The 14,632-nt window shown below is 59.1% G+C and carries 9 protein-coding genes and 1 rRNA gene (1 of these 10 running past the window's edge); 6 read left to right on the top strand and 4 right to left on the bottom strand.

Annotated elements, in window-relative coordinates; all coding sequences use genetic code 11:
• Together CAY53_RS06975 and CAY53_RS06970 are read right to left on the bottom strand one after the other, a co-directional pair.
• Positions 1 to 1,107: ribosomal RNA gene (locus CAY53_RS06975) — 16S ribosomal RNA — on the bottom strand (it extends 450 nt beyond the left edge of the window).
• A gap of 365 nt (positions 1,108 to 1,472) precedes the next feature.
• On the bottom strand, positions 1,473 to 2,561 hold the full coding sequence (locus tag CAY53_RS06970) for an A/G-specific adenine glycosylase (protein ID WP_104936513.1): 1,089 nt from the start codon (positions 2,559 to 2,561) through the stop codon (positions 1,473 to 1,475).
• Between the two features lie 129 nt (positions 2,562 to 2,690).
• On the opposite strand from CAY53_RS06970, the gene CAY53_RS06965 reads away from it, so the two are divergent.
• From CAY53_RS06965 to CAY53_RS06945, 5 genes are all read left to right on the top strand, one after another.
• Positions 2,691 to 3,944, top strand: a complete 1,254-nt coding sequence (locus CAY53_RS06965) for an AmpG family muropeptide MFS transporter (protein ID WP_104936512.1) — start codon at positions 2,691 to 2,693, stop codon at positions 3,942 to 3,944.
• A gap of 69 nt (positions 3,945 to 4,013) precedes the next feature.
• Positions 4,014 to 5,483 carry a cysteine--tRNA ligase gene (cysS, locus tag CAY53_RS06960; RefSeq protein ID WP_104936511.1) on the top strand — a complete coding sequence of 490 codons (1,470 nt, stop codon included), beginning with the start codon at positions 4,014 to 4,016 and terminating at the stop codon, positions 5,481 to 5,483.
• A complete protein-coding gene (gene amrB, locus CAY53_RS06955; protein WP_245874754.1) occupies positions 5,480 to 6,289 on the top strand; it encodes an AmmeMemoRadiSam system protein B in 810 nt (269 codons plus the stop codon). Before cysS ends, amrB begins: the two co-directional genes overlap by 4 nt.
• A 12-nt stretch (positions 6,290 to 6,301) precedes the next feature.
• The gene (locus tag CAY53_RS06950; RefSeq protein ID WP_104936509.1) at positions 6,302 to 7,201 is read left to right on the top strand and encodes a 1,4-dihydroxy-2-naphthoate polyprenyltransferase; all 900 of its coding nucleotides are present in this window, start codon (positions 6,302 to 6,304) and stop codon (positions 7,199 to 7,201) included.
• Positions 7,202 to 7,608: 407 nt separating this feature from the next.
• Complete coding sequence (locus CAY53_RS06945) at positions 7,609 to 10,140, top strand: excinuclease ABC subunit UvrA (protein WP_104936508.1); 2,532 nt, start codon at positions 7,609 to 7,611, stop codon at positions 10,138 to 10,140.
• 159 nt (positions 10,141 to 10,299) lie between these two features.
• Here the strand turns inward: CAY53_RS06945 and priA are convergent, their stop codons facing one another.
• Both priA and galU read right to left on the bottom strand, forming a co-directional pair.
• Positions 10,300 to 12,792, bottom strand: a complete 2,493-nt coding sequence (gene priA / locus CAY53_RS06940; protein WP_104936507.1) for a replication restart helicase PriA — start codon at positions 12,790 to 12,792, stop codon at positions 10,300 to 10,302.
• On the bottom strand, positions 12,793 to 13,674 hold the full coding sequence (gene galU, locus CAY53_RS06935; protein WP_104936506.1) for a UTP--glucose-1-phosphate uridylyltransferase GalU: 882 nt from the start codon (positions 13,672 to 13,674) through the stop codon (positions 12,793 to 12,795).
• A 158-nt stretch (positions 13,675 to 13,832) separates the two neighbouring features.
• On the opposite strand from galU, the gene CAY53_RS06930 reads away from it, so the two are divergent.
• Positions 13,833 to 14,630, top strand: coding sequence for an ABC transporter permease (locus CAY53_RS06930; protein WP_104936505.1), 798 nt, complete (start codon positions 13,833 to 13,835; stop codon positions 14,628 to 14,630).
• Positions 14,631 to 14,632: the final 2 nt, after the last annotated feature.

Below are 14,632 nucleotides of genomic sequence, written 5' to 3'. Positions count from 1 at the left end.
TAACCCAACATCTCACGACACGAGCTGACGACAGCCATGCAGCACCTGTCTCCGGATTCCTTCAAAGAAGGCACCACCCACTTTCATGGGCGTCTCCGGGATGTCAAGACCAGGTAAGGTTCTTCGCGTTGCATCGAATTAAACCACATACTCCACCGCTTGTGCGGGCCCCGTCAATTCCTTTGAGTTTTAATCTTGCGACCGTACTCCCCAGGCGGTGAACTTAATGCGTTAGCTGCGACACAGAGGGGATCAACACCCCCTGCATCTAGTTCACATCGTTTACGGCGTGGACTACCAGGGTATCTAATCCTGTTTGCTCCCCACGCTTTCGCGCCTCAGCGTCAGTATCCAGCCAGAATGTCGCCTTCGCCACCGGTATTCCTCCCGATATCTACGAATTTCACCTCTACACCGGGAATTCCACATTCCCCTCTGGTACTCAAGACTGCCAGTTTCAAATGCACGTCCACAGTTAAGCCGTGGGATTTCACATCTGACTTGACAGCCCGCCTGCGCGCCCTTTACGCCCAGTGATTCCGAACAACGCTCGCACCCTCCGTATTACCGCGGCTGCTGGCACGGAGTTAGCCGGTGCTTCCTTTAGAGGTACCGTCAAACAAAACAGTTATTCGCTGCCTTGCACTTCTTCCCTCTTGACAGAGCTTTACGATCCGAAGACCTTCCTCACTCACGCGGCGTCGCTGCGTCAGGGTTGCCCCCATTGCGCAATATTCCTCACTGCTGCCTCCCGTAGGAGTCTGGCCCGTATTCCAGTGCCAGTGTGGCGGATCATCCTCTCAGACCCGCTAACCATCGTCGCCTAGGTAGGCCATTACCCCACCTACTAGCTAATGGTACGCAGACCCCTCTTCATACAGTAGCTTGAATCAGAGGCCACCTTTCCTTGCCTTACCTGTGAAATGCAAGAATATCCGGTATTAGTACCCCTTTCGGCGTGTTATTCCGGATATGAAGACAGGTTATCTACGCGTTACTCACCCGTGCGCCACTCTACTAGGAACCGAAGTCCCGTTCGCGTTCGACTTGCATGTGTTAAGCACGCCGCCAGCGTTCGTTCTGAGCCAGGATCAAACTCTCCAGTTCAATGCCTAGCAAATCACTTCGACCAGACTCTCGTCCGATCACTCAAAACCAATTTCTTGGCCCGCTCTTCCTGTTCAGTTTTCAAAGATCAAGCGCCAGGATCATCTCCCAGCCAGAGCCCGCCTTTCTACCCTATCACGAAAGACTTGTCAAACCCTTTTCCACTGCCCCAGAAACTTTTTCCCAAGACCCGAGACCCTCGCCTCACACCCGGTCCAAGCCCCGCAGCAGCAGAGCCGCCCTTATACCCCATCCCTCAAACACTTGTCAAAAGATTTCTGGTCAAAAAATTACAGCCCTGCTCCATCCCCACAATCTTATTGCAAAAATTAAACAAAACCACAACCAGGGGGCCAACTCTACTCTCAAAGATGAGCCGGAAAAACGGGCGACTTCAGGAGTGCTGCCACCAGTTGCCGGTGACCCGATGGATAGGGGTATCGCGCCAGAGCCTGCGCCTCCACCCAGGCATACTGGCTGGCTGCGGCAAGGCAGGGTTCTGCCCGCTGGCCGGCCGCTATTGTGCAGAAGAAGCTGTGCAGCGTGACCCGGTAACGGGTGTAGTGATGCACCACGCTGCGGAATGGAGCATCAATCCGTACCTGCCAGCCGGTTTCTTCCAGGATTTCCCGAATTGCCGCATCTTCGGGCAACTCGCCGTTTTCCATCTTGCCGCCGGGGAATTCCCAGAGGCCGCCCCAGATGTCGTTCTGCAGGCGCTGCTGGATATAGAACAGCCCGTTTTGGCGGATAATGCCGCAGGCCATGAAGAGGTCGAGGCGCTGCGGTCGCCCGAGCAGAACCGGCCGCATGGCCACGGTGTCCCGCCTGAAGGCCAGACAGAGCCCGTTGAGCGGGCACTTGCCGCACAGGGGCCTTTTTGGGGTGCAGACCCGTTCGCCGAATTCCATGAGCGCTTCGTTGCAGGTACGGGCCGCGTGCGGATCGAGGAAGCAAGCGGCCAGTTCCTGCGTCCTTTGTTTGCCGGCCGCTGATTTGACAGGCTCCTCCAGGTCAAGAAGCCGGGCAAAGATGCGTTCCACATTGGCGTCCACGAGAGGGGCCGCCTGGTTGAAGCCGATGGACAAAATGGCTGCCGCCGTGTAGGGCCCGATGCCTGGCAGAGTCAGGAGTGCCTTTTTGTCCTGCGGCAGTTGCCCGCCATATTCGTCCACAAGCATTTTCGCCGTGCGCCGGATATTGTGCGCCCGGCTGTAATAGCCCAGTCCTTCCCAGCTCTTCAGCACGGCCTGTTCCGGCGCCGAGGCCAGCGTCGCTATGTCCGGAAATTGCCCCATCCAGCGGGTGAAGTATTCCGCCACCCGCTCGAGCTGGGTCTGCTGACCCATGATTTCCGCAATCCAGACAGCATAGGGCAGATAATCCTGCCGCCAGGGCAGGGGCCGTTTGCAGTGCGCGAACCAGTCCAGTACCCGAGCGCGCACGGAATCCATGTCAACAGGTGGTTCCGGCATTTCTTGTCAAAGCGGTGAATATTTTTTGCCTGTCCCGAGCAATGTGGTAAACAGACAATCTGTCTTGTGTTCCGTTTTTGTTCCTTTTGCCTCTTTCCTGCAAGCAAAATGTCTCCATTGTTCCAGCAACTCTGCTCACTCTACCCCCCTCTAGGCCAACTTTGCTCGCCACGCATGCTGGTGGCCTTTCTGATGGGCTTTTCCTGCGGCCTGCCGCTTATGCTGACGGGCCAGGTCCTACAGGCCTGGATGAAGGACGCGGGCGTGGAACTCACGGTCATTGGCCTGTACGCGCTGGTAGGTCTGCCCTATACCTGCAAGTTTCTCTGGGCTCCGGTTTTTGACCGCTTCATTCCGTCGTTTCTGGGCCGCCGCCGCGGCTGGCTCTTGTCAGTGCAAATCGCCCTGGCCCTGGCGCTCGTGGGGCTCGGGCAAAGTGATCCGGTAGCCATGCCCTGGCTGGTAGCGCTCATGGCAGCTTTGGTCACCTTTTTCTCCGCCTCGCAGGACATCGTGGTCGATGCCTATCGCCGTGAAGACCTGAGCGATGCGGAATTGGGCTCCGGCAGTGCACTCTACATCAGCGGCTACCGGCTGGGCATGCTTCTGGCCGGCGGCGGCGGACTGATTCTGGCCGATTTCATGCCCTTTTCCCGGGTCTATCTCATTATGGCCTTTCTGATGGGCATTGGGGCGGCCACCACGCTGTTTTGCCCGGAGCCGCCTTTGCGGCAGGGCACGCCGAAGAATTTCCGTGAAAGTGTCATCGAGCCGTTTCTGGATTTCTTCCGCCACAACCGGGCGCTGCTCATTCTGCTGTTCATCTTGCTCTACAAGATTGGCGACCAGATGGCGACTGCCATGACCATGCCATTTTATCTGGACCTCGGCTTCAGCAAGAAAGAAATCGGTGCGGTGGTCAAGCTCTTTGGCACCTGGGCGGTGATTCTGGGCGGGATCGCGGGTGCGGCCATCATGCTGCGCACCGGTCTGGTCGGTGGCCTGTGGCTCTTCGGTTTTCTGCAGATGGCCTCGATTCCGGGCTTCATCGTGCTGGCCTTCGTGGGCCACGATCTGTCGTGGCTGGCCGCAGTTATCGCCTTTGAGAATTTGAGCGGCGGCATGGGCACAGCCGCCTATACCGCCTACATGGCGAGTCTGACCAATGTGCGTTTCACAGCCACGCAGTACGCGCTGCTCACCAGCATCATGGGGGTGCCCCGGGTCATCATCGCCGCGCCCACGGGCTGGCTGGCCGACACGTTGGGCTGGCCGCTCTTTTTCACAGTCTGTACTTTTCTGGCCCTGCCGGGGCTCATGCTTTTGCCAGTGATCGCCCCCTGGCGAGGCAAGGCGGATTAGGCGCTTGTGTTCCTGGCCGCCTGCCTTACAATAGGCGGGTCATCAATTTTTTTCTGGGGAGCAAAGGGCATGTCAATCAGCATATACAACACCATGAGCCGTGCGAAGGAGCCACTGGAGCCCCTGGAGCCAGGCCACGTGAAGCTCTACGTCTGCGGTATCACCCCCTATGACTATTGCCACGTGGGTCATGCCCGCTCGGCCCTGGTTTTCGACATGGTGGCGCGCTATCTGCGTCACCGTGGCTACCAGGTGTCCTTTGTCCGCAATTTCACCGACGTGGACGATAAAATCATTGCCCGTTCCCACAAACTCGGTGTGGAGCCGGCAGCCCTGGCCCAGCGCTTTATTGCTGAATTCTGCACGGATATGGAGGCCTTGGGCGTGCAGCGGCCCGATGTGGAGCCCCGCGCGACCGAGCACATTCCGGAAATGATCGCGCTTATCCGGGAATTGATGGACAAGGGCCTCGCCTATGCCGCGGGCGGCGATGTGTTCTACCGTGTGGCGCGCTTCCGGGACTATGGCCGCCTGTCCGGCCGCACGCTGGACGACATGATGGCCGGCGCCCGGGTGGAAGTCAATGCGGTCAAGGAAAATCCCATGGATTTTGCCCTGTGGAAGGGGGCCAAAGCCGGCGAGCCGAGCTGGGACAGCCCATGGGGGCCGGGCCGACCAGGCTGGCATATCGAGTGCTCGGCCATGAGCCGGAAATATCTGGGCAATGATTTTGACATTCACGGCGGCGGCAAGGATCTGGTTTTTCCGCACCACGAAAACGAGATTGCCCAAAGCTGCGGCGCATCGGGCATGGGCTTTGCCAGATTGTGGATGCATCACGGCTTTGTGACCATCAGGGAGGAAAAGATGTCCAAGTCCCTGGGCAACTTCCTCACCATCCGGGATGTGCTGGCCAAGTACCCGCCCGAGGTTTTGCGGCTCTTCATCTTTTCCGCGCACTACCGTTCCCCCATTGACTTCAACGAGACAGCCCTGCACGACGCCGGCACGGGTCTGGCCCGGCTCTACGCCGCGGTGGAGCGCATCGAGGCCCTGCCGCAGACAGGGACCGACGATACCGATGGCTGCATCACCGAGGCCGGAACTGCGCAGCTCGCGGGTTTTAAAACCCGCTTTTACGAGGCCATGGACAACGATTTCAACAGCGCCCTGGCTCTGGGACACTTCTTCGAGACAGCCAAGGCGCTGAATCAGGTGCTGGACCGGCTGCCGGAACATCCCGCCACCTCCGATCTGCAGCGCCTGCATAAGGCGGCAGGCGCTCTGCGTGAACTGGGCGGCATTCTGGGCCTGTTGCGGCAGCCCCACCGGGAGCGAAACGAAGGCCGCACCGAAGATAAACTGGCTGCCCTGGGGCTTTCGGAGGCCGACATCCTGGGTCTGATCGCCGAGCGCGCCGCGGCCCGCAAGGCCAGAAACTGGGCAGCTTCGGATGCCATCCGCGACAAGCTGCTTGCCAGGGGCATAGCCCTGAAGGATGGCCCCAAGGGCACAAGCTGGGATTTCGTGCAGTCATGATGAAGCCGCTCCTTCGTCCTCCCGTCGCTGCCGGTCGTTTTTACGCAGGCGATCCGGCCAGCCTCAGGGCCGAAGTGGCGCGCTGCATGCCGGAGCAGGACAAGAGCCATGCCCTGGCCCTTATTGTGCCGCATGCCGGCTATATCTACTCCGGCGCAACCGCGGGCGCGGCCCTGGGCCGGGCCAAGGTGCCGGCAAGTGTGCTGCTTCTTGGGCCCAATCATACCGGCCTGGGCCATGGCTGCGCGCTTTCGCCGGATGACTGGCAGATTCCCGGCGCGGACATTCCGGCAAATCGCGATCTGAACGCAGCCATTCTGCGGCACTGCCGCCTGGTGCAGGAAGACCGGCAGGCCCACAGCCGCGAGCATTCGCTTGAAGTGCTGCTGCCCTTTCTGCATCGGGCCCGGCCCGATTTGCAGATCTCCGCCCTCTGCCTGGGCGGCCTCAGGCTGGCCCAGTGCCAGGAACTGGCCACAGGACTGCATGCCGCACTGATGGCATACGGCAGGCCGGTCCTGCTCGTCGCCTCGACCGACATGAACCACTATGAGTCCCGGGCTGTGGGCAGCCGCAAGGACAGGGCCGCCATTGCCCGGATTGTGGCACTGGACGCAGCGGGCCTGTTCGACACCGTGCGCCAGGAGCACATCAGCATGTGCGGCTGTGTGCCCGTGACGGTGGCACTCCTTGTGGCGCTGGCCCTGGGCGCCAAAAAAGCGGAGCTTGTTCGTTACACCGATTCCGGCGAGGCCAGCGGCGACACTGCCCAGGTGGTCGGCTATGCCGCTTTGCTCATTGTCTGAGGCTGCTGCAACATGAATCCGGAAAAACACGCATATTCCCGCCTCCATATCTGGTGGCTCGCCATCCGGCCCAAAACCCTGCCGGCGGCGCTGTCTGCGGTCATTGTCGCCTGCGCCCTCACCGCCCATGACGGCGTTTTCCGCCTCGGCCCGGCCCTGGCCGCCATGCTGGTGGCGCTTTTGCTGCAAATCGGCAGCAATTTCGCAAACGATGTCTTTGATTTTGAACGCGGGGTGGACACTGCCGAGCGCAAGGGGCCCTTGCGCGTCACGCAGGCAGGTTTACTCACGCCGGATGCGGTCAAGCGCGGCATGAAGCTGGTCTTTTCTGCCGCCCTGGCGCTCTGGTGCTACCTGGCCTGGACTTCGAGCTGGCTGATGCTCCTGCTGGGTGTGGTCGCGATTCTCGCTGCCCTTGCCTATACCGGCGGGCCATACCCCTTTGGCGAGCACGGGCTGGGCGATCCGGTGGCCTTTCTCTTTTTCGGGCCGGTGGCGGTGGCGGGCACGTACTACGTGCAGGTGCTTCACATCAGCGCATCGGCGTGGTGGATGTCCATCCCGGTCGGGCTCCTCATCACCGCCATTCTGGTGGTCAACAACCTGCGGGACCGGGTCACCGATGCCGCTGCGGGCCGGAAAACGCTGGCCGTTCGTTTCGGCGCTGCCTGGGCCCGGCGCGAGTATCTGGCCTGTCTTACGGGGGCATATGCGCTGCTGCCTTTTTTGATTCTTTCCGGTCTGTTGCCGTGGACAGCCATGCTGAGCTGGGCCTCGCTCGTCCTGGCCTGGCCCACCTGGCGGGTCGTGCGCGACAATGAGGGCACGGTGCTGAATGAAGCCCTGGCAGGCACGGGCAGAGTTGGGCTGGCCTACAGCCTGTGTTTTGCCGCAGGCCTGATGCTGGCCTGAGCCCCAGGAAGCGAGGTCTCAGGCCGTAGGCATGCGTTGCCCCGGAAAATTGTCATGCACCCCTGTCGAAATCATATCGCTGTTTCCAAAAAACTGCGTCCTTGCAGCACCAAAAGACATAAGCTGGCAGATAAAATGTTTATGCTTCGTACTTAGGCTGCTAAATGCTACTTCATCACCACGGCTGGGCGCATAAAACACCTATGCTGCCGGATTTTATACGGCTCTTGCTCCCATCGAATGCTGGGTTATCTGCTTTACTTTCATGAACTCCGTACGGATGATCAATGCCTGTGACATGTCAAAAGAGAAAAAATATAACAAAAACTATCGCATTTCCTGAGGCGAAAATGGCGGGAACTTCTCTCTGAAAAATGGCCGCTGTAGTACCGTGAAATCAGAGAAGAATGACTGATGAGAAGATGGAACAAGAACGAAACGTCCCCCAAAAAATCATTGTTCGCGGGGCGAAAGTACATAATCTGAAAAATATTGACGTGGATATTCCTCTGGGCGAGTTGGTGGCCATCGCGGGAGTGTCCGGCTCCGGCAAATCCTCCCTTGCATTGGGGACGCTGTATGCGGAGGGCTCCAGACGCTATCTGGAGGCACTCTCTACCTATACCCGACGCAGGATCACGCAGGCGGAACGTGCAGATGTTGACGAGATCAAGCATGTTCCAGCAGCACTGGCACTGCACCAGCGGCCAGGAGTTCCAGGAGTGCGCAGCACATTCGGAACATCATCGGAGTTGCTCAATAGTCTGCGCTTGATGTTTTCCCGGCTTGGAAGCCACTGCTGCCCAAATGGACATGCCTGTCCGCCGAATATGGATGTGGCGCTGATGCTGCCGACAAAATGTCCTGTCTGCGGCGAGGAGTTCTACGGTCCAGGTGCCGAGGCGATGGCATTTAACTCGGAGGGTGCCTGCCCGACCTGCTCCGGAACCGGCGTTGTCCGTAGCGTGGATGAAGGTACGCTGGTTCCGGATGCAACGCTTTCCATAGACGAAGGCGCCGTAGCACCCTGGCGGACACTGATGTGGGCGCTGATGAAAGACATCGCCCGCGAGATGGGTGTGCGGACGAATGTGCCCTTCAAGGATCTGACGCCTGAAGAGCAAGAAATCGTGTTCCACGGGCCTGCGGAAAAGCGCCATATTTTCTATGTGAATGACAAGACCAATGTTGCCGCTGAGATGGACTTTACATACTACAGCGCTGTCTATACGGTGGAAAACGCGCTCAGCAAGGTCAAGGATGAAAAGGGCATGAAGCGCGTGGAAAAGTTCCTGCATGAAGCGGCCTGTCCTGAATGCGGCGGAACAAGGCTGTCGGCAAAGGTGCGTTCCACGACACTTGCCGGAAAGAATCTTGCCGAGGCAAGCGCTATGACGCTGAATGAACTGCTTGTCTGGGTGGATTCGGTTCCGGGTACGCTGCCGGCAGATATGCGCCCGATGGCTGAAAACATCATCAAATCATTTACGGACAATGCAAAACGGCTGAAGGATTTAGGCCTTGACTATCTTTCTCTTGACCGTAGCAGCAGCACGCTTTCCACTGGAGAGCGTCAGCGGGTGCAGCTCGCCCGCGCCGTCAGGAATGAAACTACAGGGGTGATGTATGTGCTTGATGAGCCGAGTATTGGTCTGCATCCTTCCAACATTGGTGGTCTTATGGCAGTCGTGGACAGCCTGATTGAGGACGGCAATTCCGTTGTCCTGGTAGACCACGATGTACGTGTGCTAAAGTGCGCCGATCATATGATCGAGATGGGGCCGCTTGCCGGCAGTGAGGGCGGTACTGTCATCGCGCAGGGCAGCATAGAAGAGATTGCCCGGACAAAAGCTTCCAAAATCGCACCGTTCCTGACGGATGAGGAAAAGGTTCTCACCAGAAAACGGGCAAAAGGGGAGGAGCTGTTCGCCCACGGAACAATCCGGCTGAAAACTGCCCCGATCCACACCGTTCATGCTCTTACTGTTGAAATCCCGAAAGGCAGAATGACCACGGTGACAGGAGTATCCGGCTCCGGCAAGACGACAATGGTACTGGAAAGCCTGATTCCGGGACTTTCTGCTCATATAGAAGGCAGCAAGCTGCCGGCTCATGTCACGAGCATTGAAGCGGAGGGAATTCGCAGGGCAAATCTGATTGACGCGACGCCCATTGGTATAAATATCCGCTCTACGGTGGCTACCTACAGCGGCGTGCTCGACGATTTGAGGAAGCTGTATGCAAAGACGGATGCGGCAAAGGAGCGCAAGCTTGGTGCAGGAGCATTTTCCTACAATACGGGAGAGCTTCGCTGCCCGACCTGCGACGGTACGGGGCAACTGGCCCTTGATGTGCAGTTTTTGCCTGACGTGACCATCACATGCCCTGATTGCGGCGGTTCACGCTACAGCAAGGATGCCGACCTCGTCCGTTGGATGCCGAAGAATTCGGCAACGGAGTATACACTTCCTGAGCTTATGCAAATGACTGTAAAGGAAGCTATTCCGATTTTCTCGGCGGCAAAGAAGATACAGGGCAATCTGTCTGTCCTGCAGGGCCTTGGCCTTGGCTACCTGACTCTCGGGGAAGATACTCCTGCTCTGTCCGGCGGCGAGGCGCAAAGACTGAAACTAGCAAGCGAGATGGGCAGAACGCAGGAGGATGCGGTATTTGTCTTTGACGAACCGACCATCGGTCTTCATCCGCTGGACGTGCAGGTGCTTTTATCGGTGTTCACAAAACTGGTGGATGCAGGTGCAACGGTCATTGTCATCGAGCATGACCTGGATGTTATTGCAAACTCAGATTATGTGATTGATATGGGACCGGGCGGTGGACAGCGGGGCGGACGCATTGTCGCCAGAGGAACACCTGAGGAGATGGCAGGTAATGAAGAAAGCATTACGGGAAAATATTTGAAGGATATATTGGCGAACTGAATGCGCTCCCGATCACTGCTGTCTCATGGATTTTGAAACAATAAAGGCTGCGGAGAAACGGTAATATGCCACCGAAAGGTGCTGTCCGGTCAGCTTTTTGTCCTGTCCGCTTCCCTCAGACCGTCCGGCGGCGGATTGCCGGCCCGGATGGATGCACCGCTACAGCATGTTCTCCGGATCCACATCCACCTGCAGGGTCGTATTTCTCGGGCAGAGCCGGTGTTTCTGGCTGCAGAGTTCGTCGCACAGGGCATGGAGCGCGTGCAGGTCAGAGCTTTTCAAAAGCAGCTGCCAGCGCACCCGGTCCTTTATTTTGACAAGCGGCGCCGGCGCCGGACCAAGCACCACCACCGGGCCGGCCTTGCGTCGCAAAAACGCGGCGACAGCGCCCGCCCCCCGCTCGACCTCGGCCTCATGCTCACCGCTCAGGCGCACATTCACCAGCCGGGTCAGGGGCGGATAGGCCAGTTGCCGGCGCAGCTCGATCTCTTCGGCATAGAGGCCGACATAATCCTGCTGCTGCGCCAGCCGCACTGCGTAGTGGTCGGGCCGGCATGTCTGGATGATGACCCGGCCGGGCGTCTCCCCCCGCCCTGCCCTGCCGGTCACCTGCACGAGCTGGGCAAAAGTCCGTTCGCCGGCGCGAAAATCCGGCAGACTCAGCCCGGCATCGGCCCACAGCACGCCCACCAGCGCCACATGCGGAAAGTGCAGGCCCTTGGCAATGATCTGGGTACCGATCAGGATATCGATGTCCCGGCTCCGCATGGCTTGCATCAGCTCGAGCATGGTGCGCCGGTTCTTTTTGTTGTCACTGTCCACCCGCACGGTCCGCGCCTCGGGGAAAAAAGCGGCAATTTCCTCCTCGATCCGCTCGGTGCCAAAGCCACGCCCCAGCATCCGGTGCGAACCGCAGGCCGGACAGACCGTATCCGGATGCAGTTGATAACCGCAGTAATGACACAAAAGGCGGTTCTGTGCCCGATGCAGGGTCAGGGCAACATGGCAATGCCGGCATTCAAGCACATGGCCGCAGTCCGGGCACTGCATAAAGGTGGCGAAACCGCGGCGATTGAGAAACAGAAGCGTTTGCTGCTTCTGGGCCAGATTTTCCCGCATGGCTGCCAGGAGCTGCACAGAAAACAGGCGGCTCGGTTGCTGGCCGGCTTTCATGTCCACCACGCTTACCTGCGGCAATGGCTGCGGGTTGACCCGTGCAGGCAGGTGCAGAAGCTGGTACTTGCCGGTCTGCGTGTGCCAATAGCTGGTCAATGCGGGTGTGGCCGAGCCCAAAACCACCGGGCAGCCGGCCAGTTGCGCCCGCAACACGGCCAGATCGCGGCCCTGGTACGGCAGGCCCTCTTCCTGTTTGTAGGAGGAATCGTGCTCCTCATCCACAATGACCAGTCCCAGGTCGGCAAGCGGGGCAAAGACCGCCGAGCGGGCGCCCAGCACCACTCTGGCCTGGCCATGCAACACCAGCTGCCACTGGTCGATGCGCTCGCCATCGCTCATGCCGCTGTGCAGTACGGCCACAAGCTCTCCGAAGCGGGCGTGCAGATCGCGCTCGAGCTGTGCGGCCAGGGTAATTTCCGGCACCAGAATCAGGGCGCTTCGCCCCAGAGCCAGGGCGGTGTCCAGCGCCTGCAGATAGACTTCCGTCTTGCCGCTGCCGGTTACCCCAAAGAGTAAAAAAGGAACAAATTCGTGGGCTCTTATGGCTGCGCTCATCGAGGCGAGCGCGCTCTTCTGCGCAGCAGTCAGGTCAGGGACTGGACAGGGCCGCCGCTGAAGGCCGGCAAAGGGATCACGAAGGACCGCACGTTGGTGCAAGCTCAGGAGGCCGCGGGCCACAAGCCGCTGCAGAGCCGGGGTATGATTTGGATAGGCCTGCCGCAGAGGGGCCCTCGGCACCACGTGATCGGGAAATGAAGGGGCCAGATCGCAAAACAGGCCCAGGAGCTTGCACTCGCTCCTGCGCAGGGGCGCTGTCTCAGAGTCAAAGCAGGAAGCATCGGGCGCTTGCCCCCCTTGCCCCAGCAGCTCCGCCAGGCGGCCTTCAGGCTGCAGCACGGCCTCGGTCTTGGCACGGCCGCCGGCAAGCTCAAAGCCCGAGACAATGCGCACCAGGCCACGCTTTTCCAGGCTGAGAAGCGTACGCCGCTCCGGTGGATTCCGCCACAGACGTCGCACCTCTGCGCTGCCGAGCTGGCCTGCCGCAGCCAGCCTCTGCAGCCAGGGCCAGGAAGCAGGGGCTGCCACCGTCAGGATATCCTCTTCATTGCCCAGCCCGGTCACAAGGACTCGCCGGTAAGTCTTCAGGCCCGGCGCCAGCGGCAGGGCAGTCCGGATGACCTCACCAACAGGGAAATGATAGTACTGCGCGATCCAGCGGTAAAAGGGCACCAGCCCGGCCGGAAAGAAGGGCCCGGTGCCCAGCACTTCTGAAAGCGGCCGCACTTTATGGAGCGCACCCGCATCCGGCCTCGCCTCCCCCAGGACATAGCCTGTCACCTGCCGCCCGCCCAGCGGAACCCGCACGACAGAGCCCACCGGCAGAGGCTGATCCTGCCCAATGGGCCCGGCATAGGTCAGTGTGGTGGCCAGCGGTGCGGCCACCGCCACTTCATAGAGCCGGCGGCCGGTCTCCATTCAGTCCGGCAACTGGCTGCACACAGTCTTGAGATGTTCCTCAAAGGCCGGCCCCAACTGCGGGTGAATCAAGGCAAAATCGACCACCGCCTTGAGGTAACCCAGCTTGTCGCCCGCATCGTAGCGCTTGCCCTCAAACTCGTAGGCAAACATGCCCTGCCGCTTGGCGAGCGCTTGCAGCGCGTCGGTCAGCTGGATTTCACCGCCATGGCCGGGTGTCGTCTTCTCCAGCAGATCGAAGATATCCGGCATCAGCAGGTAGCGGCCTATGATCGCCATGTCGGAGCTGGAGGTGCCAGGCGCCGGTTTTTCGATCATGCGGTTGACTCGCCAGGCCCGCTCGAATTCGCTGGCCTCGCCCTCGACAATGCCGTACTGGTGCGCATCCTGTTCCGGTATATGCTGAATGGCAACGATAGAGGTCCGCACCTGTTCGTACAGATCGATCATCTGTTTGCAGCACGCGACCTTGCCCTGCACCAGATCGTCGCCCAAGAGCACGAAAAAGGGCTCGTCGCCCACCAGATTGCGGGCCATCAGGATGGCGTGCCCCAGGCCCAGAGGCTCTTTCTGGCGCACGGTGGTCACGTCGATCAGGTTCGAGATATGACGCAGTTCCTCGCGCAACTGGGTTTTGTTGCGTTCTTTGAGCACCGTGTCGAGCTGGAAATCATAGTCGAAATGGTTTTCAATGGCCTGCTTGCCAGAGCTGGTGACCAGAATGATCTGCTCGATGCCCGAGGCCACGGCCTCCTCGACGATGTACTGAATGGTCGGCCGGTCGACAATGGTGAGCATTTCCTTGGGAATGGCCTTGGTCGCGGGCAGAAAACGGGTACCCAGACCGGCAACCGGGATGACAGCTTTGCGGATATTTTTCATAGGGAATCCTTGCACACAAAGGTAAACCGCGCCTGCCGGACAGGGGCGGAACGTAAAAAATTTTTAATGCCTTTGCCCGCTATATTAGGTATAGACAGGGGCAACGCAAGGGTTTTCTCGTTTCGTGTACTTTTGGCCGCCCTCCCACAACATTCAACATGAGTCTTCTTTCCCAGGCATGGCAAGTCCGCAGGAATCTGCTTTCCCTGATTTACAACGACTTCTCCCAGAACTATTTCAGCTCCTATCTGGGCATTCTGTGGGCCATCATCATGCCGCTTGTCAGCATCGCCATCATGGCGATCGTGTTTCAGGTCGGCTTTCGCGTACCGCCGGTGGATGCCAGCGGAGTGCCCTTTGTGGCCTGGCTGACCTGTGGCATGATCTGCTGGCAGTTTTTTGCCGAGGGTCTGGGCCGCGGCGTCTCGGCAGTCTCCTCATATGCCTTTCTCGTACGCAAGGCCCTGTTTCGCATTTCTTTTCTACCTCCGATTCGCATCTGCACCCCACTCATCACCCACTGCTGTCTGATGGTCTTCATGTTGGGTGTACTGGCATTTTTTCATATTGCTCCCTGCATCCACTGGCTGCAGTGGTTCTATTATACAGGCGCCTTGTTTCTGCTTTTGGTGGGTATTGCCTTCATAAGCTCGTCTCTGTCCATTTTCATTCCGGACACCAACAGCCTCATCGGGATCGGGATCAACATCGGTTTTTGGGCAACGCCGGTCTTCTGGAGCCCGAACATGGTACCGGAACAGTGGCGCTGGCTCCTGCACCTCAATCCTGTCTTCTACTGCGTGCAGGGACTCCGTGAAACCTTTCTCTTTCACCGCTGGTTCTGGGAACGCCAACTGTTCGAGCATGCACTCTTCTGGACCTGGACACTGGGCACCCTGCTGCTTGGCCTCCTCATTTTCAAAAAACTGCGCCCGTACTTTGCCGACGAGCTGTAATC

This window comes from Desulfobulbus oralis (genome assembly GCF_002952055.1).
GTDB classification, from domain to species: domain Bacteria; phylum Desulfobacterota; class Desulfobulbia; order Desulfobulbales; family Desulfobulbaceae; genus Desulfobulbus; species Desulfobulbus oralis.
The sequence above is the reverse complement of the archived record's forward strand: the minus strand, read 5'-3'. Positions and strand labels throughout refer to the sequence as shown.